Here is a 23,682-nt window from a genome sequence, read left to right as displayed (position 1 = left end):
GCCCGGGCAGCCGTCCCGGGTTCACCAGCAGGGAAACGAGGCGAGCGCACGTGTCCGGAACACGCCCGGTGTACGGAGCACCGTGCTGGGTGAGCCTGGCGACCCGCGAGCTGGCGGCGGCCCAGGAGTTCTACGGGTCGGTGCTCGGCTGGAGCTTCCGCCCCGACGCGGCGCTCGGTCCCGAGTTCTCCGTCGCCGTGGCCGACGGCTCGGTCGTCGCCGGGGTGGCGGCGGTGACCCCCACCATCGGCGTCGCGGTGGCCTGGACGCCCTACTTCTACGTGGACAGCGCAGACCCGGTCGCCTCGCGGGTCTGGGAGCGCGGCGCCACCATGGCCATCGGCCCCATGCCGCTCGGCAACGGCCGCGCCGCGCTGGCCGCCGACCCGGCCGGGGCCGCCTTCGGCTTCTGGGAGGGCCAGGTGCGGCACGGCTGGCAGTCGCCGGACAGCCCGCCCCCCGCCCAGCTGGAGCTGCGTACCCGCGACGCCTTCGCCGCCGCGATCTTCTACGGCGAGGTCCTCGAATGGGCGGCGAACCGGCCGGACCACTGCTCGGTGGACTACGAGCAGGGCGCGGTGGTCGTACGGGTGGGAAACCACCAGGTGGCGGCGCTGCGCGGCGGCGGCGTCGAGTCGGCCCCCGACCCGAAGATCCGGCCGCGCTGGCACGTGTCCTTCACCGTGCCCGACGTGGACGAGGCGGTGGCCACCGCCGTCAAGGCGGGCGGCACGGTCACCGAGGAGGCGTCGCACCACCTGGGCGTACGCCACGCCGGGCTGCGGGACCCGGACGGCGGCCTGTTCAACGTCGCCGCCGGGGCGGAGTGAGCGGGCTCCGGAGGGCCGCCCGGAAAAAGGTTCCCTCACCACGGAATAGCTCCGGGTGCGACGGAGTTGACGTCTCCGGAGCAGGACGTGAGGCAGGCCCCGCGGCGAGGCGCGCGGCCACCGCGATCCCTTCAGGGATGCCCCGGGGTGTAGCCAGCACCCCCTCTCGCCCGGGAGTACACCCCCCGGGTAAGAGGCGTGCTGCGCGGCTGTCGCCCGGCGCGCCCTGCGGGCGACTCTGAGTACATGACGACAAGCATTGAGGCACCGCTCGATCCGTCGCTCCCCGCCGCGCGGTCCGGCGCGGCACGCGACGGGCAGGGCAGCGACTTCGCCCGGCTCTCCCGGCGGATCACCGAGGCCGGGCTGCTGCGGCGGCGCCCCGGTTACTACACCCTCCGGTTCAGCCTGATCGGGCTGGCCTTCGTCGCGACCTGGACCGCGTTCTTCGTTCTGGGCGACAGCTGGTGGCAGCTGGGCGTGGCGGTGCTCCTGGGCCTGGTCTTCGGCCAGGGTGCGCTGGTCGCGCACGACCTCGCGCACCGGCAGGTCTTCAGCAAGCGGCGGCCCAGCGAGATCGGCGGCCTGGTCGTCGGCAACGTCGGCATCGGGATGTCGTACGGCTGGTGGATGAACAAGCACACGCGCCACCACGCCAACCCGAACCACGAGGAGCTGGACCCGGACGTCGCCCCCGACATCCTGGTCTGGTCGCAGGACCAGGCACGCGCCTCCAAGGGACTGCCGCGCTTCATGGGCCGCCACCAGGCCAAGCTCTTCTTCCCGCTGCTGACCCTGGAGGGCTTCAACCTCCACGTCGCCAGCGTGCGCGCGCTGCGCGCCCCGCACATGAAGAAGCGGCTGCTGGAGGGCGCGCTGCTCTTCGCGCACCTGGGCGGCTACCTGGCCGCGCTCTTCCTCGTCCTGCCGGTGGGCATGGCCTTCGCCTTCCTCTTCCTCCACCAGGCGGTGTTCGGCGTCTACCTCGGCTCGATCTTCGCGCCCAACCACAAGGGCATGCCGATGCTCAAGGGCAACGACCGCCCCGATTTCCTGCGCAAGCAGGTGCTCACCTCGCGCAACGTGCGCGGCGGCTGGCTGGTCGACAACGCCATGGGCGGCCTCAACTACCAGATCGAGCACCACCTCTTCCCGAACATGCCCAGCCCGCACCTCGGCCGCGCGCAGGTGATCGTGCGCGACTACTGCGCCGAGATCGGCGTGCCGTACCACGAGACGGGGCTGATCGAGTCCTGGCGTGAGGCGCTGCGCCACCTGGACGAGGTGGGCGCGCCCATCCGCGAGAGCGGCGCGGCGGTCTGACCGCCCCGGGGCGGGAGGGGTGGTGCGGGGCGGCGCGGGGGGCGCCGCCCCCGCCTCAGCCCACCCGCTCGCTGTGCACCGGCTCGTCCCGGCCTCCCGGCTCGTCCCGCGGCCCGTCCACCGGCTCGTCCCGCGGCCCGGACTCCTCCTGAGACCCGGCCCCGTCCCGCGCCACGCGCCTGCGCCGCCCGTCGGCCCGGCGGACACCGGCGGCGCGTCCCTCCCGGAGCCAGCGGCGCAGCACCTGGTGCACCTGCTCGGCACCCACCAGTTCACCGCCGTCGGCCACCGGCGGTGACAGCCGCAGCGGCGACAGCAGGAAGGGCTCGCTCTGCTCACCGCCGAGCCCGCCGTGCGAGCCGACCTGCTCCTCGAAGGCGTGCACCTCACCGGTCTCCGGATCGACACGGGAGTTCACCATGATGTCGGCGGCGTGCGGGAAGCCCGAAGTACGCCGCACCGCGGCGGCGGCCCCGGGCCCGAAGACGGCCAGCGGGTCCCGCCCGCCGACGGTCTCCCCGGTCGCGAGCCGGTGCTCGCACGCGTCGGCCCCGATCGCGACCGGCCCGTGCCGCTCGCTGTGCACCAGCAGGAAGCCGATGCCCGGATGATCCGCCAGGGCCCGCAGCAGCGCCGGGTGCCGCGCCTCGATCGCCTCGCGCGACATGCGCCCCGGCACGTCCGGGAAGGACACCAGCCCCAGGTTCCCCGAAGCCAGCACGATCGGCCCCGCACCGCGCGGCGGCTTCTGTGCCGCCGCCCCCCGGCGGCCCGCCCCCTCGGGGCGGTGCAGCGCCACCCGTGCCGCAGCCCGCGCCTCCGCCCCGCTGGGCGTACGCTCCGCCGCCCGCGAGACCGGCAGCCCGCAGCCCGCCCGCACCAGGTCCTCCAGCGTCAGCCCGTAGGCGCCCGCGAAGGTCTGCCCGAAGCTCTGCCCGTGGTCGGAGAGCAGCACGATGCGGTACGGGCGCGGCGCGTGGTCGGCCGCCTTGACGATCAGCCGCACCGCCCGGTCGAGGCTGCGCAGCACCTGCCGGGTGTCCCGGCCGCGCGGCCCGGAGTGGTGCGCCACCTCGTCGTAGGCCACCAGGTCGGCGTAGACGGCGGTGCGCCCGCCGAAGATGTCGCCGATCACGGCGGCGACCACCACGTCCCGCTGCACCACGGTGGCGAACGCGCGGACCAGCGGGTACAGGCCGCCGCGCCGCACCCGCGGGTGCTCCCCGCGCAGCCGCGCCCGGACGGACTGGGTCAGCTCGCGGAAGATCTCGCCCACGAAGGAGACAGCGGTGCGGGTGGCGTTCGCCGGGTCCGCGAAGTACGCGAAATAGCCCGCGCGCGAACGCGTGTACCGGCCGCGCCGGGCGGCGACGGACAGCACCAGCGCGAGCTGGCGCGCGCCGCCGCTGAAGAGGTTGCCCCGGCTGGCGCCGTCCCGCTCCAGCAGCCCGTACTCGCCGGTGCGGGCGACAGCACGCCGCTGGAGTTCGACGGCGCCGCTGGGCCGGTTGCTGACCAGCACCTCGCCGGTCTCCTTCTCGTACCAGCGGAAGGCGGGCACGTCCTCGTTGCTGCCGTGCAGGATGCCCAGCTGGCTGGCGCCGGTCTGGCTGGACCAGTCGGTGCGCCAGCGGGTGAGCCGGTGGGTGTCGGCGCGGAGCCGGGCGAGGGTGGGCATCAGCGGGACGGCGCCCTCGGTCGCCTCGCGCAGCACCGCGTAGCCCACGCCGTCCAGCTGGAGGAAGACGGTGCCCGGGGTGTCCTCGGGCGGGCCCGCTCCGGCGCGGCGGCGGCGCCGGTCGGCGAGCCGGGCAAGCCTGCGGCGGTAGGCGCCGTCGTCCCGTACGGCCAGGAACGTGCTCGTGGCCGACGAGGCGGCCGACATCACCGCCGCGACCACGACGGCCGTCTCCGGATTGACGTCGCCGCGCACGGGCACCAGGCGGAGCGCGATCCACAGGAGTGAGCCGTTGAGGAAGAAGACCAGCAGCCCGAGCACGAGCGCGGGCACCAGCAGCAGCGCGCGTACCAGCAGGGGCCAGACCAGGGCGCTCAGGACGCCGAACGCGCCCGCGCCGATGGCGCCGGTGACGGCGATCCGGGTCGCGCTGTCGCCGCCGTCGACCGTGAGCCGGAAGTCGGGCAGGCCGCCCGCGAGCAGCAGCATGGTGAGGGTGCTGACCGCCCATACCGCGAGCACCCGCAGCAGGGTGCTGCCCACGGCTCTCCAGGGGGGCATCCGCACTCGCACGCTCGGGTCTCCTCGTCCTCTCCGCGGTGCCGCCGCAGGTTCCCGGGCCCCGCGCGCCGCGAGAGCCGCACGGGACATCCTCCACTTTCACACAGCGGGCGGCGGGACGGACGATCTTTTGCGGCGCGCGGGCCCGGGTGCGGGTGCGGGCGGCACGGGCAGGGACGGCGGGGACGGCGCACGCGCGGGCCGCTGTCGGGCACCGCGCCGCAGGGCACCGGGTGGCACCCGCGGGGCAGCCCTTACGCTCGGAGGCGAGCTGCTCCGCGCGGGGCGGCCGTACGCGCGGCCGGCGGCGGTGCCGGGTCCGCGACGGAGAGGAGCGGCCGTGCCGGTGGAGGTCACGTGGTGGGGTCATGCCACCGCCACTGTGCGGGATTCGGGCGTCACCGTGCTCACTGATCCGCTGCTGGTACGGCGCATGGCCCACCTGCGCAGGCGGCGCGGCGCGGTGCCGCCCGCCTCGGCCGCCCTCGCCGACGTCGTCCTCGTCTCCCATCTGCACGCCGACCATCTGCACCTGCGCTCCCTGGCCCGGCTCGCGGCCGGGACCCGGGTCCTGGTGCCGCGCGGCGCGATCCGCGCGGTGCCGGGGCTGCGGCGGCTGGCCGCGTCCCTGGAGGTGACCGAGGTCGTGCCGGGGGACGAGGTGCGGGTCGGCGCCGTGCGGATACGGGCCGTCCACGCCGCGCACGACGGACGGCGGCTGCCCTACGGTGCGCATCGCGCACCCGCGCTCGGCTTCGTGCTGGCGGGCGAGGCGCGCACCTACTTCGCCGGGGACACCGGCCTCTTCGACGACATGGCCGGCGCGATCGGCCCGGTGGACCTCGCGCTGCTGCCGGTCGGCGGCTGGGGCCCGTATCTGGGCGAGGGGCACCTGGACCCGGGGCGCGCCGCCGAGGCGCTGCTGCGGCTCGGTGCGCACAGCGCGGTGCCCGTCCACTACGGGACGTACTGGCCGATCGGGATGGACGCGGTCCGGCCGCACGAGTTCCACTCCCCCGGCGACGAGTTCGTACGGCTGGCGGCGCTGCGCGCACCCCACGCCGTGGTGCACCGGCTGCGGCACGGTGAGACCGCCCGGGTCGAGGCGCCGCCCGCACGCCCGGAGCCGTCCGGATGATCGGCCTCATCAGGGACGAGGTGCTCGCCGCCGCACGGGCCGTGCCCCCCGAGTCCACCCAGCAGGCCATCGGCTACCCGTCGCTCTTCCTGCTGGTCGTCTTCGGCTCGCTGGTCCCGGTGGTGCCCACGGGCGCGCTGGTCAGCGGGGCGGCGGTGGTCGCCCTCCACCAGAGCGTGCCCGCGTTCTCCCTACTGGTGGTGTTCGCGGTCGCCTCGGTCGCCGCCTTCCTCGGCGACCTGGGCTTGTACTGGCTGGGGCAGCGCGGGATGCGCTCCCGCAACGGCTCGCGCTGGCTGGAAGCGCTGCGCGAACGGGCGGCGCCGGAACGGCTGGAGCAGGCGCGCGAGAAGCTCGACCGGCACGGGGTGACGGTCCTGGTCATCTCCCGGCTGGTGCCCGCCGGCCGGATTCCGGTGATGCTGGCCTGCCTGATGTCCCGGATGCGCATGCGGGACTTCGTACGGGGCGACGGCCCCGCGTGCCTGGCCTGGGCGGCGACCTACCAGCTGATCGGCGTCGCGGGCGGCTCGCTCTTCCCCGAGCCGTGGCAGGGCGTGGCGGCGGCGATCGGGCTGACGCTGCTGCTGAGCGCGCTGCCCGCGCTGATCCGCCGCGTGCGGCGCATCCGGCGCCCATGGCGCCGTCGCGGCGACGCGACGGGGTGAGGCGCCCCGGCCGACGGCACGGACCGCACGAACGTGCCCGTCGCCTCTCCAGGCGCCGCGCGTACTGCCCGGCCCCGGCCACCTCAAGGAAGCCAGGACCGTTCACCAAGCAGCGAGTCCGACCACGAACGCCGGAACCAGGAAACGCAAAGGCTCCAGCATGCATTTCGCCATCACCGCCGATGACGTGCGCTCGGCATTCGGCCTGACGGGCGTCATCCACTTCCCCCGCCACAGCGCACGGCACAACCGGCTCGACGACCGCACAGCGCTCCTCCTGAGCACCATCGGCCTCCCCGACACCGATTGGTTCATGTCGAAGGCGAGCCTGCGCACGGACGACCCCATCGACCTCGTCAGCTGGTACGCGAGCCGGGGCACCGTACCCGACTCCTGCCGGCACTGGCTCGTGCTCGGCCTCTTCGCCGACACCACGCTCACACTCGACCCGGACAAGGGGACCGTATACGCCCTCGCCGACGGCGAACAGGAACTGAACTACCGCCCGCTCCACCGGGACGTGGAATCCCTGGTATACGCGCTGACCAGGTTCGAGGCGCTGCGCAAGCAGCTCGAGAAGGACGACGATGCAGTCGAGGAACGTGTAGACGCCCTGCGCGATGAGATCACAGAGTTCGATCCACTTCCCTTTTCCGACGAGGAATCACAGTGGAATCTGGCCTTCGAAGAGGTTGTCGACGGCATCTGGCGTTGATGCGCAAACGGTTCGGCCTCCGGGTTTTCGGCGGCGCGCGAGGAAGCCACTCACATGCCGAGCCGAGTGCACTGCGCACAGAACAGATCGACACCTGTGCCGCGGCCGCGGCCTTGCACATCACATTGATCCGGGAAGACCGGCCGCGCCTGCACACGCCCACGGTGGCGCCCCACCGGGAACCGCCGCGCCGCCCCGGTGGCGCGGCGCGTGTCAGGCGCCTGCGGGCGGACCCGTGAGCACCGTGCGCAGCGCGTGCAGCGCCGCCTCGGCGAGCGCCGGGTCACGCGCCGGTCCGCCCTTCGCCAGCAGGCCGGTCGACAGCCGTACCCGCAGCGCCTCCGGGTCGTCGCCGAAGCGGTGCCCGCCGCGTACGCCCGTCCCCAGGTGCCGCACGAGTTCGGCCTCCAGCCCGGCCGCGTCGCCGATGCCGCGCGCGGCGAGGCGGGGCCGCAGCTCCTCCAGGTCGGCGTACAGGTGCCGCCCGATCTGAGGGGGGCGGCACAGCGCTCCCGCTTCGGTGAGGGCGCCGTGCAGCGCCGTCGCCAGCTCCCCGTGCCGGGCCGCCTCGGCGGCGCGCCGGTCCCGTACGGAGGCGGGTTCGGTCAGTGCTTCGGCCGTCTCGGCGGCGTCGGGACCGCGCAGGTCGGTGTCCAGCGCGGCCAGCACCTCGCGTACCAGCCCGCCCAGTTCCCGGCCCTGCCCGGTGTCCGGGAAGCGGGCGATGCCCGCGCGCAGGCCGGGCCGGGCCAGAGCCACCTCCAGTCCCGCGAGCACCACCACCGGCTGGTCCGCTGCGGAGCCGAGGATCTCGGCCGGGCTGACGACGACGGTGTGGTGCGGCTCGTGCGAGGTGTCCCGCCAGGTCTCGTCGCTCACGATGAGCAGGCCCTCGTCCGACGCCGCCTCGCAGACCTCGTGCAGCAGTTCGGGCGGGACGGCGGTGCCGGTGGGGTCGTCGGCGATCGAGAGCAGCAGCAGCCGGGGTTCCCCCCCGGCCGTACGGGCCCGGCGGGCCGCCTCCCGGAGCGCGACGGGATCGGGTACGCCGCCGCACTCGGCGGGCACCGGCACGGGGTGCAGCGGGCGGCCCAGCAGGCGGGCCTGTGGCGCGTGCCAGGCCGCGGCGGGGCGCGGCAGGAGCACGCCGCCCACGGGGGCGTCGCCGGACGCGGCGGCCCGGTCCGCCGCGGCGAGCAGCGCGAGCAGCAGCAGCGGTGCGCCGGGGGCGGTGACCACCTGGGCGGGACCGGTGGGCAGGCCGCGCCGCCGCCAGTAGCCGCTGGCGGCGGTCGCCGTGTCGGTGTGCCGCATACAGGCTGCCTCCAGCGCTTCGTCCCCGCGCCCGGGCCCGCGCGCGGTCCGCGTACGTGGCCTCCACTGTCGCAGAGGCGGCGGACGGCGGCACGGCGACCGGCGGCAGCGCTCCGCCACCGCCTCACCTCGCCGTGAGCCCCCGGATGCCGCGCGTACCGGGCGTGCGGGCGAGGGCGTCCAGCTCGTCCAGGGCCCGGCGCGCCCGTGCGGCGGCGTCCGGGTCGGTCTCGGTCAGCCCGGCGGCCAGGAACTCGTCCTCGTCCAGGCGGAGCACCTCGCGGCCGTCGGCGGCGACCCACAGGTCCAGCTCCAGGTCGGTGACGGTGAGCGTGCCCGGTCCGACGCGGGCGGGGCGCGTGATGTCGCAGTACCAGCCCTTGAGGCGGCCCGCGGCGTCCCGCACCTCCTTGACCGCGTACCAGCGGTCCCGCCAGTAGTGCTCGGTGAAGACGTCGCCGCTCTCGAAGCGTACGAACCCGAAGTCGCGCACCGGCGGTCCGGCCCAGGGGGCGCTGAGGACGACGCGTACGCCGTCGTCGGCCAGCACCGTCGCCGGGTAGCGCACCTCGGGCCGCTGGTGCTTGTGCAGGGTGACGGTGACCGGGTCGCCCTCGGTCAGTGCGGAATCCATGGCCCCACCCTCTTGGGGGAGCGCGGCGAGCGCAGCCGGATTTCTGGCTGCGGCGGCCCGTCCCGGCGGGAGCCCGAGGGCGGCGGGCGGGATGCGCTGACCCGGACCGCCGGGAGCAACTACCCTGCGGGGCATGGAGATTCTGGGGACCGCGCTGCGGGTGTGTGTGGACGATCTGGACACCGCGATTCCGGTGTACGAGAAGCTCGCCGACGCGGAGGCGGCCCGGTTCCGGATGGGTCCGGTCACGGTGGCCGCCGTCGGGCCGTTCTTCTTGATGAGCGGTCCGCAGGAGCATCTGGACGTGCTGCGCCGGATCGTCGCCACGCTGGCCGTCCAGGACGTGGACCAGGCGCTGGCCGACCTGCGGGCGGTGGGCGCCGAGATCATCGCGGGCCCCAAGCCGACGCCCGCCGGGCGCAACGTGGTGGCCCGGCACCCCGACGGCTCGGTGTTCGAGTACGTCGACCGCCAGGGTGTCGGCGCCTGACAGTACGGGCGGCACCGGGCAGCACCAGGCGTCAGCCGCCGTGGCCGCTCACGCCGGGCCGCGCCCGGGGCCGACGTACTGCCGCAGCACCTCGTGCAGCTCCCGCTCCGAGGCGTCGTAGCGCCGCCGGAGCCGCGCGCCGGGCCAGTCCGGCGGCAGCAGGGGCTCCGGGAGCACCGGGTCGGACAGCAGGAGGCGCAGCACCGCCGCCGAGACGGTGAACTGGCCCGCCAGCGCGGCGTCCCCCGTACGGACGCCCGAGCGGGCCCGGGCCAGTTCCGCCTCCAGGGCGCGGGCCCGGTCGGCCCAGCCGTGGAGGTCCCACAGCCGTGCGGCCAGCGCGGCGGGGTCGCCGTCCGGGGTGCCTCTGAGCAGGGTGCACTGCTCCCGCACGACGGACGGGTAGGGGCGGTCCAGATTGGCGGGCCGCAGCCAGCTGCCCTCGCGCAGTTCGGCCAGCCGCAGCCGCGCCATCGCCTGGCGCAGCGCGGCCCGCTCGCCCGCGGGGCGGCGGTCGGCGGTGACGACCGCGATCTCCCAGCCGCCGTCCCACTGCCGGGTGCGCGGTGAGCGGCTGTCGTCCTGGCGCGCCTGGCGTTCCAGGAGGCGGGCGGTGAGGCCGTACGTCCCGTCGCGCTGTTCCAGGTCCCCGGCCGCCACCATGCGGGAGAGCGCCACGCGGATGGTGCCCTCCGCGATCGAGAACAGCTCGCCGACGCGCACCATCGCCCGCACCGGAAGCCGGGGCGGGTGGTGGCCCAGGAGCGTGCTGAGCACGATGGAGCGGGCCGTCAAGGGCCGCAGTGTGAGAGTTCCGTGGTCGTCCATCTCAGCGCAGATCCTAACGCCGCCGCGGCCCGCCACCCTCCGGCCTTACGTCTTCTGCTCACGTATCGAATCGGCGTAACATCGAGGTATGGCCACTCACGAAGTCCTCAACCAGGCTCCGCCGCTGACCGCCTTCAGCACGGCGGACGAGCCCGCGCTGCTGGAGGCGGTGCGGCGCGGCGGCGCGGGCTGGGGCGAGGCGGAACTGCGGGAGCTGGGCGCGCGGGCCGGGTCCGCCGAGGTGCAGGAGCAGGCCAGGCAGGCGGAGGAGAACCCGCCCCGGCTGCACACCCACGACCGGTTCGGCCACCGGATCGACGAGGTCGAGTTCCACCCCGCCTGGCACGCGCTCATGCGGGCGGCCATCAGCCAGGGCCTGCACGCGGCGCCGTGGGCCGAGCCGCGCCCGGGCACGCACCTGCTGCGGGCCGCGAAGTTCTACGCCTGGTCCCAGGCGGAGGCCGGGCACGGCTGTCCCGTCTCGATGACGTACGCGGCGGTCGGCCCCCTGCGCGCCGAACCCGCGCTGGCCCGAGCGTACGAACCGCTGCTGGCCTCCCGCGAATACGACTACGGGCTGCGCCGGCCGCTGGGCAAGTCCGGGCTGATCGCCGGCATGTCGATGACCGAGAAGCAGGGCGGCTCGGACGTACGGAGCAACACCACGCGGGCGCTGCCCTCCCCGGCCGACGGCCACGGGGCGTACCGGATCACCGGGCACAAGTGGTTCACCTCGGCACCGATGAGCGACCTCTTCCTCACCCTGGCCCGCACCGAGCAGGGCCCCACCTGCTTCCTCCTCCCCCGCGTCCAGCCCGACGGCACCCGCAACGGGCTGCGCCTCCAGCGCCTGAAGGACAAGCTGGGCAACCGCTCCAACGCCTCCGCCGAGATCGAGTACGAGAACGCGCTGGCCTGGCGGGTGGGCGAGCCGGGGCGGGGGGTGCGCACCATCGTGGAGATGGTGAACCTGACCCGGCTGGACTGCGTACTGGGCTCGGCCGCCGGCATGCGGGCGGGCCTGCGCCTCGCGCTGCACCACACCGCGCACCGCCGCGCGTTCGGCGCCGCGGTGGCCGAACAGCCGCTGATGCGCCACGTGCTGGCGGACCTGGCCGTGGAGTCGGAGGCGGCGACGGTGCTGGCGCTGCGGCTGGCCACCGCACTGGACGGATCGCTGGCCGGGGACCCGGCCGAGGCGGCGCTGCGCCGGGTGGGGCTGGCGGCGGCCAAGTACTGGGTGTGCAAACGGGGCAGCGCGCACACGGCGGAGACCCTGGAGTGCCTGGGCGGCAACGGCTACGTCGAGGACTCCGGCATGCCCCGGCTCTACCGCGAGGCGCCGCTGCTCTCCATCTGGGAGGGCTCGGGCAACGTCGTCGCGCTGGACGTGCTGCGCGCGCTGGTCAAGGACCCCGGCACGGTGGACGCCTTCCTGGCCGAGGTGGAGCGGGCGGCCGGCGCGGACCGCAGGCTGGACGCGGCGGTGGCCGCCCTGCGCGAGGAGCTGGCCCAGCTGGCCCGGCTGGCCGACCCCGCGGCGGCGCAGCTGCGGGCGCGCGGGCTGGCCGAGCGGATGGCGCTGGTCCTCCAGGGCTCGCTGCTGGTGCGGCACAGCCCGGCGGCCGTGGCCGACGCGTTCTGCGCCTCGCGGCTGGGCGGCGAGTGGGGGCACGCCTTCGGGACGCTGCCGGCCGGGGCGGACCTGGCCGCGATCCTGGAGCGGGCCCGTCCCGGCGGCGAGGAGGCGGTCGCCGCATGAGCACCGGGCCGCGCGCGGTACGGGTGGAGCGGGCGGGTCCCGTCAGCACGGTGGTGCTGTGCCGGCCCGAGGTCCGCAACGCCGTGGACGGGCCGACCGCCCGCGCCCTGGCCGACGCGTTCCGCGCCTTCGAGGCGGACGACGCGGCGCGGGTCGCGGTGCTGTGGGGCGAGGGCGGCACGTTCTGCGCGGGCGCCGACCTCAAGGCCGTCGGCACGGAGCGGGGCAACCGCGTCGCACCGGACGGCGACGGCCCGATGGGGCCGACCCGGCTGCGGCTGACCAAGCCGGTCATCGCCGCCGTCGCCGGGCACGCGGTGGCGGGCGGCCTGGAGTTGGCGCTCTGGTGCGACCTGCGGGTCGCGGAGGAGGACGCCGTGTTCGGGGTCTTCTGCCGCCGCTGGGGCGTCCCGCTGATCGACGGCGGCACGGTGCGGCTGCCCCGGCTGATCGGCACCTCCCGGGCGCTGGACCTCATCCTCACCGGGCGCCCGGTACCGGCCGCCGAGGCGCACGCCATGGGGCTGGCCAACCGCCTCGTGCCGCACGGCACCGCCCGTACGGCGGCGGAGGAGCTGGCCGCGCGTCTCGCCGAACTCCCGCAGGACTGCCTGCGCAGCGACCGGGCCTCCGTACTGGACCAGCAGGGCCGCTCCGAGGAGGACGCGCTGGCGGCCGAACTCCGCCACGGCCGGGCCGTGCTGGCGGAGGGTCTGCACGGCGCGGCCCGCTTCGCGGCGGGCGCGGGCCGCCACGGCTCGGACGCCTGAACCGGGGGCACGCGCCCTCCCCCAGGCCTGCGCCCCCGCGGGGTCCAGCCGACCGCGCACCGGGTCACCGTCATCGCGATCGTGAAGCCTGGTCACCCACACCGACCAGACCGGAGGCACCACCCGCCACACGAGCACCCACTTCGACCTCCCCGCCACCCGCACCGACCCCGACGGCACGCACTACACCTTCACCTACGACACCGAACTGCGCCTCACTACCGTCACCAACCCCCAAGGCAGGCAGTGGCGCTACGACTATGATCCAGCGGGCCGCCTGATCGCCACGACGAACGCCCTGGGCGAGACGCTGCGCTACACCCACGACGCGGCAGGCCGCGAGGTCGAACGCGCTCTGGGCGGATGTCACTCTCATCCAGGACTGGGACACCACCGACCGCCTGACCGCCCAGTCCGTTGCCTCCTCAACCTCCCCCCGCGACCTCCCTCCAGCACCGCACCTACACCTACCGCCCCGACGGCTACGTCACCGAGATCCGCGAACTGACCACCGGCACGCGGCACTTCACCCTCGACCCCGTCGGCCGCGTGACCGGCCCCCAGGCACACGGCTGGAGTGAGACGTACGCATACGACACCGCAGGCAACGCGACCCACGCCACCGCACCGGACCACCCCGCCCCAGGCGACCGCGAGTTCAACGGCACCGTCATCCGGCACGCGGGAAACACCACCTACGAACACGACGACGCGGGCCGCCTCACCCGCAAGACCCGCAAGCTCCTGAACGGCCAAACCCGCACCTGGACCTACACCTGGAGCGCCCAGGACCGCCTCATATCCGCCACCAACCCCCAGGGCGAGGAATGGACCTACGCCTACGATCCCCTCGGCCGCCGCATATGCAAGACCGGTCCCACCGGCACGACCCTCCTCTTCACCTGGGACGCCACCCGCCTCGCCGAACAAACCACCCACAACAGCACCACCAGCACCTGGGACTACGCCCCCAGCACCCACCGCCCCCTCACTCAGACCGACCGGGAGCCCCTCACTGGCGACACCCGCTTCCACGCCATCATCACCGACCTGACCGGCTACTTCCGCTACTACGACCCCGAAACCGCCCGCTATCTCACCCGTGAAAGTGGAATGGGATGCGGAGTTCTCGGGGTTCGATATCGACCCGAGCGGCTACCGTGCGAAACTGCCGAACCTCCTCAAGTCACTGCCGCCCGGTGCACGGAGCTTCGTCACCGAGCCGGGCCATTTTGACTTCCACAGCCTCAGATGTGTGAAGGATCTGCAGCTGGCGGGGATCTCCACGCCCGCGAGCAAGGGCGACGCCCTGTCGGTCCGGTTCACGCCGAACCAGTGGAAGCACGAAGAATCCCCCCGGCGCGGCACTTCGAGGTCACCCGGTTCCAGCTGGACTTCACACGGATGGCGGACTGGATGAGTGACGAGGCGGTACTCATGGACGAAGTGCTGCCGCTGGACACCGGCTGCTCGCACGAGATCGCGCTGACCGACTCCCGCATCTACGTGGAGTGCGGGGACCTGACGTCGGTCTGGTCAGGTTGAGCCGCCGGCGGTGAGTACATGAGCCGACCTGGCGCGGAAGAAACGGCGCTGCGCTCCGACGTCGCCGCACTTGCTGTCTACGACCGGATGCGCAGCTCGAGTTCTTTTTTCAGGCCAGCGCTGTCCGACGTCCAAAGGGGCTGAGGGAAATCTCAGAGAAGCACGGAGAGGTGAAAGAATCGCGCTACTGATATGCGCTCCGCACATGACAGGTTGCCACCATGGACGACAAGTTCCGGTTCATCGGTCTTCCCTACGACGACAACCGTGACGAACCCACCCCGGCCGACCGGCAGCGCCTCACCGAGTTCCTGGCGGGGCAGGGCTTCCGGACCGCGCCCGCCGACTTCGGGCCGTCGCTGGAGGTGTGGCTTCCGGACCCCTCGGAGTTCGTGGCCTCGGTCCGCATCGATGACAGCTGGATGGTGCAGATCGCCGTCGACGAGGGCCGGCTGGACGAGGACTACGACGAGAACCGGGGCAACACCGACGTCCTGGCGAAGCTGATCGGCATCACCGCCCAGTTTGCGAACACATACCTCGGGTTCGTCCCCGCCGACGACGATGATCTGTCCTTCATGGAGGAGGATCCGCCAGTTCAGCTGGAAGCGCCGCTCGCGGCGGCCTATCTCGGACGGCGTTACCTGAGCGACTGGCCGGACGAGCCGGAGTGGGCCGCGGACCCGAAGGCACGCTGGGAACTGACGGCGGGAGTGCTGATGGTCCCGGCGTCCTCTCCGCTCGAGATCACTCGAAACCAGTGTCCTCAAGTCGCTCGTGCCGCAGCAGGCAACGTTTGCCCTGTCGACGACGGCCCGTAGGCGCCGGTCGTCGGCGTGGCGGTTGAGAGCTTGTCCTTGGCCAGGTCGTAGGCGGCGAACAGGTGCCGCACGTGGAAACGAGACTCCCTCCTCGCGGAGCAGGGCCCGCGAGCCCTCGTGGCTGATGCCGTCGACCACCCCCTCGGAGTCCAGGAAGTCAGCACCGCCCCGGCGCCCCTACGGATGATCCGCAGCAGCCGCCTGCCCTCGTCCTCATCGATCTCACGAACCCGCACGCGCTCTGCCGCACCGGCACAGCTTGCCGGACGCGCGCCGCCACAGTGGAATCCGGACGGCACGTCATTTCACCACAGCACAAGGGCCGTTGATGCGGCGCTAAGGGCCGTCCCGTAATCCCCGGCGGGCGCACGACGCCAGCTACGGTCCCCTGCCGCGTTGTCGGATCGTCCGAATACGGCCCGGTATGAGGACGACCCTCCGCCTTGCAGGGCACCGCATCTGACGCCGTGCGCTGATCCACCGCGGATTACGGGACAGCCCTTAGGCTCTGTCGTCGAAATGACGGCGTCCGGCCGGAGGCCGGGCTGTGCGGCGTCTGGTGCGTGCGCTCACAAGGCGGAGAACCGCCCTCGTACCGGGCCGTACATGGGCGACTCCGACAACGCGGCGAGCATGGGGCCTCCCCAGGCCCGAAGGGCCGAGGGGACGCGTGCCAGACGCCGCACAGCAGGCGACGGGTGTGTCGCGGAAGATCACCGGACGAGCGGGAGGACCGGGAGCGGCACAAGGCCGCCAAGAGCCGCTCTCGGGACAGTGATGAAGTGTGGTGAAGTGGTGACCTTGCACGCAGACGTGACCGCGCTGCTCGCCAAGGCCGGCATCGCGGACGTGGACGTCGGCGAAGCCGTCGCGGACGAGCACGTACGGTCGGCCGCGTACCAGCGCGTCGTTTCCGTGATCGCCGACTCGGAGAGCCGCGAGCGGGACCACGACGTCGTGGCCGCGATCCTGCGCGACCCCCACGAACTGGGGGCCAAGACGGCGGTGGTCGCCCTCGTGGACAGCATCGCGCTCGGTTCGACCGGCCCGGCCGGGTTCCGGGCGTGGTCGGCCGCGCTGCTGGCGCAGACCGACCGGCTGAGGACCGAGGGCAACCGCGCGTTCCTCCGTCGCCGCGTCCACGACTGGATCTTCTGCCTGTCCGTGGAGGAAGGCCACGTACCGACGGCGGCCGAGCTGGCTCAGGTCACGGACTGGATGCAGCGCCGCCTCGCCGAGGGGACGGCTTCACGGCCGCTGCTCGCCCTGCTCGCCGAGTCCGGCAACACCAGAAAGATACGGAACATCGCCTGGAACCGGGCCGGAAGCCGCACTCCGGGCAGGAGTTGACCCGAAGCGGCGCCGGCCCGGCCACGTACGCCCGGTTCAGGGGCGCATCCGGAACTCGTACGCCGCCGGGAGTGGGTCGCCCGTCAGGGACGCCCAGGTCTCGTGGAGGATCTCGTCGCCCTCCCGCAGGTCGGCGACCTCGAAGCCGTCGGCGAAAACCGCGCGCGCCGCCTCCGTATCCCCCTCCGCCCCCAGCACGCGGGCTTCCAGCAGCCGGAAGCGCCCGTCCGCCCGCAGGCCCGCCGGCAGGCGGTCCAGGGCCTCCCGGGCCTCGGCCAGGCGCCCGGCCGAGAGCAGCAGCGGCACCGCCTCGCGCACCAGCGCGGACAGCGCCCGTACGTCGACGACCAGGTCCAGCGCCCCCAGTACGCGGTCCGCGGCCCGCTGCGGGTGCAGCCCGGCCGCGGCGTCGTGCGCGTCCGCGACGGCCAGGCAGCGCAGCGCCCACGGGGACTCCTGCGCCTTGAGGGAACGCTCCCAGCTGCGCACGGCCTGGGCGCGGTCGCCCGCGTGCCACTGGGCCACGCCGAGGTGGTAGTCGGTCAGCGCGCCGGAGGGGGCGCACTCCAGCTGGTCGCGCCAGGCCGCCGAGACCAGCGAGGGCCCCGGCGGCGTGCCGTCCCGAAGGTCGGCCTCGGGGAGCCGGCCGGTGGTCAGCAGTTCGAGCCAGGGACGCTGCTCGGGCCCCAGCGTGTCCGCCGGGAACGGCGTGCCGGGCAGCCGGTGTCCGCCGCGCGCCACCTCCAGCGCGCCCCAGCCCGACCCGGTGGCCAGCCGCGGCCCCTGCGGGTCGGCGTCCGCGCAGGGCCGCCACGCGGCGTACGCGGCCTCCACATCCGCGCGCGGCAGCACCGCCTCCAGCCGGTTTGCCGCCTCGGTGCGGGCGGCGGCCCAGTCCTCACCGTGCACCGCGGCCGGGTCGGCGTCGAGCGGTCCGTACGCCTCCAGCCAGGCGAACTCCTCCCCCGCCTCCAGCGGTATGTGCTCCAGCTGGGTGCGGGCGAGCCCGGCCTGGACCTCGGCGTAGCCGGGGGTGCCCGGCTCGGTGAGCCAGCGCTGCCAGCGGCGCCCGCCGGGCCCGGAGCCCCAGGCGAACAGCTTCCGGCCGCGCAGCAGGTCGGTGGAGGTCTGGACGAGGCCCCGGCCCCGCTCGTCCAGCGCGGCGATCCACTTGCGCTCCGCGCGCGGCACCTCGTAGAAGTAGTCGGCCGGGAGGTCGCCGCGCAGCGGGTAGCTGCGGTCGGCGCCGCGCCGGTGCGGGACGGGGACACGGCGCAGGCTGCGCTCGTAGCCGAAGTGCCAGGCCTCCTCGGCCGGTACGAGCACCCGGGTGCGCTCGTCCTCGGGTACGGCGGTGTTCGACCACCAGTAGACCGGCACGGTGCGGTCGTGCGGATTGCGGACGCGGACACCGACGTGCAGGAAGTCCGAGCCCTCCGGCAGCCACAGGTCGACCTGGAAGGGGGTGTCGCGCAGCCGCTCCCACTCCCACAGGCGCAGCATCTCGCCGCCGTCGGGGGCGGGCACGCGCGCCGCGTGCACGGGCGCGCAGGCGAGCGTCGTATGGCCGGTCGCGCCGATGTTCCACTCGATGCCGCCGGAGAACCAGGCGCCGTTGAGCGCGAATCCGGCGGGCTGCAGCACCGGGTTGGTGTAGAGGAGTTCCCGCCCGGTCGGTTTGTGGTGCAGCGAGTGGACGCGCCCGCCCAGCCCCGGCAGCACGGTGGCCCGCAGCCGGTCGTTCTCGATCACCAGGGTGTCCAGGACGGTCTCCGCTCGGTCGCGGCCGTATCCGTCCAGGATGCGGGCGGGCAGCACGGACCGCAGGGGCTCGTAGCCCACCTGGCGGGCCATCTCGGCGGGCAGCGCGGCGCGTTCGGCGGCCGGGAGGGTGTGCGGCTTTGCCAGCGGCAGCAGGGGCGGGAGCGGGTTCTCGAGGCCGACGGCGGCGGCGGGCAGGGTCAGGGTGCTGCTGCGTACGGTCGTGGCCACGACGGCTGCCTCGCTCTCTGCGGGCCCGGCTGCCCCGGGAGGGTGCCCGCCTGCTGCTGGTCTGGTTGCGCGTGCCGCGCCGGGCTCCGGGCCCGTCCGCCCCGCGGTGGATCACCACGGGGCGGCGGTGAGTTCCTTCCCTCCGGCGCCGCGGGCTATCCCCGGACGGTCCGCCGCCCCCTTCGGAACCTGCGGGAGGTGCCCTCAGCGGAGGACGTCCTCCAGCAGTTCGGCCAGCAGCACGGCGGACGAGCCGTCGGGGTCCAGGTCGGGGTCGTAGATGGTGAGCTGGAACCCGGCGCACTGCGGCGAGGACACCAGCGGCCGCAGCAGGGCGCGGACTTCCTCGATGGTCAGGCCCCCCGGCTCGGTGCTGTCGACGGCGGGCATCACCTGCGGGTCCAGCACGTCGGCGTCCATGTGCACCCAGAAGCCCGCCACCTTGGACGCGGTGAGCCGGTCGAGCACGGTGCGCGCGGTCTCCTCAGGACCGTCGCGGCGCACGGCGGCGACGGGGGCGTGGTGGATACCGAGTGCGGTCAGCTCCACCTGGCTGTTGTCCGGCTCGTTCTCCACGTCGCGCAGGCCCAGCAGCGCGAGGTCCTCGTCGCGGACGTAGGGACGCAGGCCCTCCAGGTCGGTGAGGTCGGCCTGGCCCCGGCCGGACACCAGCGCCACGTCCTCACCGCCCGCCGCGCCGACGCCCTGCGGGTCGACGCCCGGGTGCCGGAAGTCGTCGTGGCCGTCGAGGTAGACCAGGCCGTAGCGGCCCAGGCGGCGCAGCGCCAGGGAGGAGCCCAGCACGATCGAGCAGTCGCCGCCGAGGACGACGGGGAAGTCCCCCGCGCGGACGTGGCCCTCGATCCGGTCCGCGAGACGGCGGCTGTAGCCGGCGAGAGCGGCGGCGTTGAAGACGCCGTCGCCGGGCTGCCAGTCGCCCCGGTCGTAGCGCGGCGGCACGACGACGCCGCCCTCCTCGGCGCCGAGGCGCCGCAGCAGGCCCGCCTCGCGCAGGGCGCCCGCGAGCTTGTAGCAGCCGGGGACGGTGCCGGGAGAGGGCGGCTTCAGGCCGAGGTTGGAGGGAGCGTCCAGCAGGACCAGGCGGCTGGTGATCGATGACGTCGTAGGCATGGACGTATTCTGCCGCCCCTGCCTCCGGCATGTGCGCCTGGGCTGCGAGAATCGCGCCCATGACGCCCCCTGAGCTCGTCCCTTCCTCGCTGCCGGTGGTCTCCGAGATGGGCACACACGCCAGCGGCCGGTCCTGGCTCGCCGAACTGCCGCGCCTGATCGAGGAGTCGGTACGGCAGTGGGATCTGCGGGTGGGCGAGCCCTACCACGGCGGCAGCTGCTCGTGGGTGGCCCCGGTCCGCCGCGCCGACGACACGCCCGCGGTGCTGAAGCTGACCTGGCCGCACCGCGAGGCCGACAGCGAGGCCGCGATGCTGCGGCGGTGGGCGGGCCACGGCGCCGTACGGGTGTACGAGGACGACCCGGACCGCTACGCGCTGCTCCTGGAGTCCTGCTCCCCGGGCACGGAGCTGGGCGCCGCCCACGGCATACCGGCGGACGAGCGGCTCACGGCCGCGGCGGAGGTGCTGCGCGAGCTGTGGGAGGCGGCACCGCTGCCGGAGGCCGGGCCGCGACAGGCCCCCCGGCAGCAGCCCGAACCCGAGCGGACCGGACTGGAACGGCTGGGGACCCGGCGGCCGGAGCTGGAGGAGGTCGCGACGATCGCCGGTGAGTGGGCCGACCTCGCGGACGAGCGGGCGGCCCGTGACTGGCCGGCCGCCGTGGACACCGGCCTCTTCACCCTCGGCGCGCAACTGCTGCGCGACCTGCCGCGCACGGCCTCGCGGCAGGTGGTGGTGCACGGGGACTTCAACCCGGGCAACCTGCTCGCCGCCGGGCGGCGGCCGTGGCTGGCGATCGACCCGAAGCCGATGACCGGCGACCCGGCGTTCGACCCCTGGCCGCTGCTGGAGCAGGTCGACGACCCGTTCGCGAAGCCGGACCCGCACGCGGTGCTCGCCCACCGCACCGCGCTGATCGCGGACCTGCTCGACCTGGACCCCTGGCGCGTACGGGCATGGACGGTGGCCCGGCACATCGAGTACACGCTGTGGTCGGTGGTCGAGGACGAGAATCTGGACCGCAGCGTCGAGCTCATGGCGCAGGCCCGGATTCTGGCGGCGGTGGCGAAGCTCTGACGTGCGGCGGACGCCGCCCGGTTGCGGGAGCACGCGGGCGCGGGACGATGGGGGGACCCACCCGTTCGGAGGTATCCCATGACCACTGCCGGAGACATCATGCACCCCGGTGCGCAGTGGATTCCCGCCACCGAGACCCTCGACCGCGCCGCGCAGCTGATGCGGCGCCTCGATGTGGGGGCGCTCCCGGTGAGTGACGCGGAGGAGCGGCTGTGCGGCATCCTGACCGACCGCGACATCGTGGTCGGCTGTGTGGCACACGGCAAGGACCCGTCCAAGGTGACTGCCGGTGACATGGCGCAGGGCACGCCGCGCTGGATCGATGCCCGCGCGGATGTCAGCGAGGTGCTCGAGGAGATGCAGAGCCACCAGATCCGCAGGCTGCCGGTGATCGAGAACAAGCGGCTGGTCGGCATGATCAGCGAGGCCGACCTCGCGCACCACCTGTCCGACAGCCAGATCGCCGCCTTCGTGGAGCAGGTCTACGCCTGAGGCACGCTGTCGGGAGTCCGGGTGCCCGGGACCGCCCCAGGCACCGGGCACTCCCTGACCGCTGCGTCGGCCGGCGCGCGTACTCCTGGAGCGGACGGCAGAGAACCCCGCCCGGGGTGGACGCCTCCCCTCCCGGGAGCGGGCACACCGCGCCGGGCAACGTGCGGCAGGTGCGTACCCGCTCCGCCGGGGTCCAGCCGGAGGCCGGGCGGGCACGGGGGACCCCTCACCGCTGCGTCGACCGAAAGCCCGGGTAGCCCACGAAGTTGAGCAGGCTCTCCGGCCCGCAGGGCCGAGGGGCGCGCACGCAGCCCTCCAGGACGCCTCGCCACCGTGCAAGCTCGCCTTGCGCTCCACCGCGCCGGACGGCGCGCGCCGATCCGCCAGGCATGACGGTCAGACGGTTCGGCCAGCTGCTGCTACGGGCCGGGGAACGCGCAGCAGGGCTCGTCCAGGGCCGGGCCGCCGGTCACGGCGACAGCTCCAGGGCCGGCACGTCGTCCCGGGCGATCCCGAACGTCTGCGCGTAGAGGGAGAGTTCGCCCTCCACCGCGCGGATGATCGTCTCGGCCCGGCGGAAGCCGTGCCCCTCCCCCTCGAAGGCCAGATAGGCGTGCGGCACCCCGCGCCCCGCCAGCCGCGCCAGGAAGCGGTCGCACTGGATCGGCGGGCAGATGACGTCGTCCAGCCCCTGGAGCAGGAGGAACGGCACCGCGATCCGCTCCGCCCGGTGGACCGGGGACCGTTCGCGGTACCGCTCGCGGGCGGTGGCCCCCGGGGAGCCGACCAGGGAGTCCAGGTAGCGGGACTCGAAGTCGTGGGTCTCGCCGTCCGCCCAGCCCGCGAGGTCGAGGATGGGGTAGGAGATCGTGCCGCAGGCGTAGAGGCCGTCGGCGGCCGGTGAGGTCAGCGAGGCCGCGGCGGTCCAGCCGCCCGCGCTGCCGCCGCGGATCGCGATCCGGGCGGGGTCGGCGAGGCCCTCGGCGGCCAGCGCGCGGGCGACGGCGGCGCAGTCCTCGACGTCGACGACGCCCCACTGCTCGCGCAGCCGGTTGCGGTACTCCCGCCCGTAGCCGGTGGAACCGCCGTAGTTGACCTCGGCGACGCCGATGCCCCGCGAGGTGAAGTAGGCGATCTCCAGGTCGAGCACGAGGGGCGCGCGGCTGGTCGGGCCGCCGTGCACCCAGACCACGTACGGCGGCAGCTCGCCCTCGGGCGCGGCGCGGCCGGGGTGGCGCGGCGGGTAGAGGTGGGCGTGCACGTCGCGCCCGCCGTGGCCGCGGAAGACGCGGGCGCGCGGCTCGGGGTAGTACGCCGGGTCCACCGTGTCGCGGTGCGGGGTGCCGATGACGGTGCTGTGGCCGGTGAGGGTGTCGAGTTCGACGATCTCGTGCGAGCGGTGCGGTCCCGCCGCGATCCCCGCCACGCGGGTGTCGTCGACCGCGAGGGAGGCGGACCACTCCGTCCACGGCCCGTGCACGTCGGCCAGTTCGCCGCTGGCCGGGTCGAGGATGCCCAGGGTCGCCCCGCCGCACCCGTGCACGACGGCGACCAGGCCGCTGGGCAGCGGCGCGAACCAGCGGTGCCCGATCTTCCACAGGCCGCCGCCGAACTCCTCCTGGCGGGGGCACAGGTTGACGGCCTCGCCGGTGTCCGGGTCGACGCGGTGCAGGTTCCACCAGCCCGTGCGGTCGGTGGCGACCAGCAGGGAGCCGTCCGCCGCCCAGTCGGCCTGCGCGACCGACTCCTGCGGGCCGCCCGCCACCGTCCGTACGGCGGTGAAGGTGCCGTCCGCGGCGACTTCGGCGAGCCGGACCTCGGTGCCGTCCCAGGGCATCGCCGGGTGGTCCCAGGCCAGCCACACCGCCCGGCTGCCGTCCGGGGAGAAGCGCGGCCCGGTGAGGAAGCGGTGGTCGGCGCTCGTCAGCTCCCGCACCCGGGTCCGGTCCCCGGCCGCCGAGCCGTCCAGCGGCACCGCCACCGGCAGCCGCCGCAGGTCGCTGGGGCCCTCACCGGTGAACTCCTCCAGCACGCAGACCGCCACGCCCGCCCCCGCGCCCGGCCCGGCGTCCGGGACCGGGGCCGCGAGCCGCACCACCGGGTCGCACCAGCGCAGCCCGCCGCCCACCGGGGAGACGGGGGTCAGCGGCCAGGGCGCGGTGCCCGGGTCGTCCGGGGCGAAGGCGTACAGGCGCTGGTCGGCGAAGTGGGTGAAGACGATCAGCGGGCCGCCGGATTCGCGGACGGCTCCGGCCCACGGCTTGCCGCCGTACTCGATCACGCGGTTGCGGACGTTCCAGGGTGCGGGCAGCGCCGGGCGGGCGGGGCCCTTCCGGTCGGCACCGAGCCGCATCAGGGCGCGGCGCCCGCCCTCCTGGGGGCGCGGTTCCGTCCACCAGATCTCGTCGCCCACGGCGCCCAGATACTCCGGGCTGCCGTCGTGGGCGGCGACGAGGGTCGCGTCGATCGGGGAGGGCCAGCTGCCGTAGGGGGCCCGGATGTGCGTCATGTGGAGTTCGTTCTCCTCGGAGCCTGGACGAGGGGGCGGGGGGCCGAGCGGT

20 protein-coding genes and 2 pseudogenes are annotated in these 23,682 nt (G+C 74.4%); 14 read left to right on the top strand and 8 right to left on the bottom strand.

Going from position 1 to position 23,682, the window contains the following annotated elements:
- Positions 1-89: 89 nt before the first annotated feature.
- Positions 90-830 (top strand): VOC family protein, encoded by a 741-nt coding sequence (locus H299_RS0103585; protein WP_027747291.1) that lies wholly within the window; start codon positions 90-92, stop codon positions 828-830.
- A gap of 246 nt (positions 831-1,076) precedes the next feature.
- The gene (locus tag H299_RS0103580) at positions 1,077-2,153 is read left to right on the top strand and encodes an acyl-CoA desaturase (protein ID WP_027747290.1); all 1,077 of its coding nucleotides are present in this window, start codon (positions 1,077-1,079) and stop codon (positions 2,151-2,153) included.
- A gap of 55 nt (positions 2,154-2,208) precedes the next feature.
- Here the strand turns inward: H299_RS0103580 and H299_RS31980 are convergent, their stop codons facing one another.
- A complete protein-coding gene (locus H299_RS31980; RefSeq protein ID WP_199782387.1) occupies positions 2,209-4,392 on the bottom strand; it encodes a phage holin family protein in 2,184 nt (727 codons plus the stop codon).
- 340 nt (positions 4,393-4,732) lie between these two features.
- Here H299_RS31980 and H299_RS0103570 point away from each other — a divergent pair, with 340 nt between their 5' ends.
- The 3 genes from H299_RS0103570 to H299_RS0103560 all read left to right on the top strand — a co-directional run bounded on the left by H299_RS0103570 (position 4,733) and on the right by H299_RS0103560 (position 6,913).
- Positions 4,733-5,530 carry an MBL fold metallo-hydrolase gene (locus tag H299_RS0103570; RefSeq protein ID WP_027747289.1) on the top strand — a complete coding sequence of 266 codons (798 nt, stop codon included), beginning with the start codon at positions 4,733-4,735 and terminating at the stop codon, positions 5,528-5,530.
- Positions 5,527-6,198, top strand: a complete 672-nt coding sequence (locus tag H299_RS0103565) for a VTT domain-containing protein (protein WP_051262096.1) — start codon at positions 5,527-5,529, stop codon at positions 6,196-6,198. Before H299_RS0103570 ends, H299_RS0103565 begins: the two co-directional genes overlap by 4 nt.
- Positions 6,199-6,358: 160 nt before the next feature.
- A complete protein-coding gene (locus tag H299_RS0103560) occupies positions 6,359-6,913 on the top strand; it encodes an SUKH-4 family immunity protein (protein ID WP_027747287.1) in 555 nt (184 codons plus the stop codon).
- A gap of 213 nt (positions 6,914-7,126) precedes the next feature.
- On the opposite strand, the gene H299_RS31975 is transcribed toward H299_RS0103560, so the two are convergent.
- Both H299_RS31975 and H299_RS31970 read right to left on the bottom strand, forming a co-directional pair.
- Positions 7,127-8,227: an aminotransferase class I/II-fold pyridoxal phosphate-dependent enzyme gene (locus H299_RS31975; protein ID WP_051262095.1), complete on the bottom strand. Its 1,101-nt coding sequence runs from the start codon at positions 8,225-8,227 to the stop codon at positions 7,127-7,129.
- A 124-nt stretch (positions 8,228-8,351) separates the two neighbouring features.
- The gene (locus H299_RS31970) at positions 8,352-8,861 is read right to left on the bottom strand and encodes a ribonuclease FAU-1 family protein (RefSeq protein ID WP_037757666.1); all 510 of its coding nucleotides are present in this window, start codon (positions 8,859-8,861) and stop codon (positions 8,352-8,354) included.
- Positions 8,862-8,994: 133 nt separating this feature from the next.
- Between H299_RS31970 and H299_RS0103545 the strand changes: the two genes are divergently transcribed.
- Positions 8,995-9,351 (top strand): VOC family protein, encoded by a 357-nt coding sequence (locus H299_RS0103545; protein WP_027747286.1) that lies wholly within the window; start codon positions 8,995-8,997, stop codon positions 9,349-9,351.
- A gap of 48 nt (positions 9,352-9,399) precedes the next feature.
- Here H299_RS0103545 and H299_RS31965 read toward each other — a convergent pair whose 3' ends face one another.
- Positions 9,400-10,179 (bottom strand): PaaX family transcriptional regulator C-terminal domain-containing protein, encoded by a 780-nt coding sequence (locus H299_RS31965; protein WP_037757664.1) that lies wholly within the window; start codon positions 10,177-10,179, stop codon positions 9,400-9,402.
- A gap of 88 nt (positions 10,180-10,267) precedes the next feature.
- Between H299_RS31965 and H299_RS0103525 the strand changes: the two genes are divergently transcribed.
- The 5 genes and pseudogenes from H299_RS0103525 (at position 10,268) to H299_RS39845 (ending at position 15,077) form a co-directional block, all read left to right on the top strand.
- Entirely contained in the window at positions 10,268-11,941 is a 1,674-nt protein-coding gene (locus H299_RS0103525) for an acyl-CoA dehydrogenase family protein (protein ID WP_027747284.1), read from the top strand.
- A complete protein-coding gene (locus tag H299_RS0103520; RefSeq protein WP_027747283.1) occupies positions 11,938-12,711 on the top strand; it encodes a crotonase/enoyl-CoA hydratase family protein in 774 nt (257 codons plus the stop codon). The genes H299_RS0103525 and H299_RS0103520 overlap by 4 nt, the downstream gene beginning before the upstream one ends.
- A gap of 85 nt (positions 12,712-12,796) precedes the next feature.
- Positions 12,797-13,770: pseudogene (locus tag H299_RS37320) on the top strand (type IV secretion protein Rhs); the annotation flags it as partial.
- A 276-nt stretch (positions 13,771-14,046) separates the two neighbouring features.
- Entirely contained in the window at positions 14,047-14,256 is a 210-nt protein-coding gene (locus H299_RS37315) for a hypothetical protein (RefSeq protein ID WP_051262093.1), read from the top strand.
- Between the two features lie 221 nt (positions 14,257-14,477).
- Positions 14,478-15,077: a hypothetical protein gene (locus tag H299_RS39845; RefSeq protein ID WP_027747282.1), complete on the top strand. Its 600-nt coding sequence runs from the start codon at positions 14,478-14,480 to the stop codon at positions 15,075-15,077.
- A 69-nt stretch (positions 15,078-15,146) separates the two neighbouring features.
- On the opposite strand, the pseudogene H299_RS40160 reads toward H299_RS39845, so the two are convergent.
- Positions 15,147-15,239 (bottom strand): annotated as a pseudogene (locus H299_RS40160) (helix-turn-helix domain-containing protein); the annotation flags it as partial.
- 633 nt (positions 15,240-15,872) lie between these two features.
- On the opposite strand from H299_RS40160, the gene H299_RS0103505 reads away from it, so the two are divergent.
- Positions 15,873-16,427, top strand: a complete 555-nt coding sequence (locus H299_RS0103505) for a hypothetical protein (RefSeq protein WP_027747281.1) — start codon at positions 15,873-15,875, stop codon at positions 16,425-16,427.
- A gap of 36 nt (positions 16,428-16,463) precedes the next feature.
- Here H299_RS0103505 and H299_RS0103500 read toward each other — a convergent pair whose 3' ends face one another.
- Together H299_RS0103500 and H299_RS0103495 are read right to left on the bottom strand one after the other, a co-directional pair.
- Entirely contained in the window at positions 16,464-18,419 is a 1,956-nt protein-coding gene (locus H299_RS0103500) for a DUF5107 domain-containing protein (RefSeq protein WP_027747280.1), read from the bottom strand.
- 204 nt (positions 18,420-18,623) lie between these two features.
- On the bottom strand, positions 18,624-19,550 hold the full coding sequence (locus tag H299_RS0103495) for an arginase family protein (protein ID WP_027747279.1): 927 nt from the start codon (positions 19,548-19,550) through the stop codon (positions 18,624-18,626).
- A gap of 59 nt (positions 19,551-19,609) precedes the next feature.
- Here H299_RS0103495 and H299_RS0103490 point away from each other — a divergent pair, with 59 nt between their 5' ends.
- On the top strand, positions 19,610-20,629 hold the full coding sequence (locus tag H299_RS0103490) for an aminoglycoside phosphotransferase family protein (RefSeq protein WP_027747278.1): 1,020 nt from the start codon (positions 19,610-19,612) through the stop codon (positions 20,627-20,629).
- 78 nt (positions 20,630-20,707) lie between these two features.
- Positions 20,708-21,121: a CBS domain-containing protein gene (locus H299_RS0103485; protein ID WP_027747277.1), complete on the top strand. Its 414-nt coding sequence runs from the start codon at positions 20,708-20,710 to the stop codon at positions 21,119-21,121.
- A 469-nt stretch (positions 21,122-21,590) separates the two neighbouring features.
- Here H299_RS0103485 and H299_RS0103480 read toward each other — a convergent pair whose 3' ends face one another.
- Positions 21,591-23,630 carry an LpqB family beta-propeller domain-containing protein gene (locus H299_RS0103480; RefSeq protein WP_027747276.1) on the bottom strand — a complete coding sequence of 680 codons (2,040 nt, stop codon included), beginning with the start codon at positions 23,628-23,630 and terminating at the stop codon, positions 21,591-21,593.
- Between the last annotated feature and the right edge of the window lie 52 nt (positions 23,631-23,682).

This window comes from Streptomyces sp. CNH287, assembly GCF_000424825.1.
Note: the sequence above shows the minus strand (reverse complement) of the source record. Positions and strands in the feature narration are given on the sequence as shown.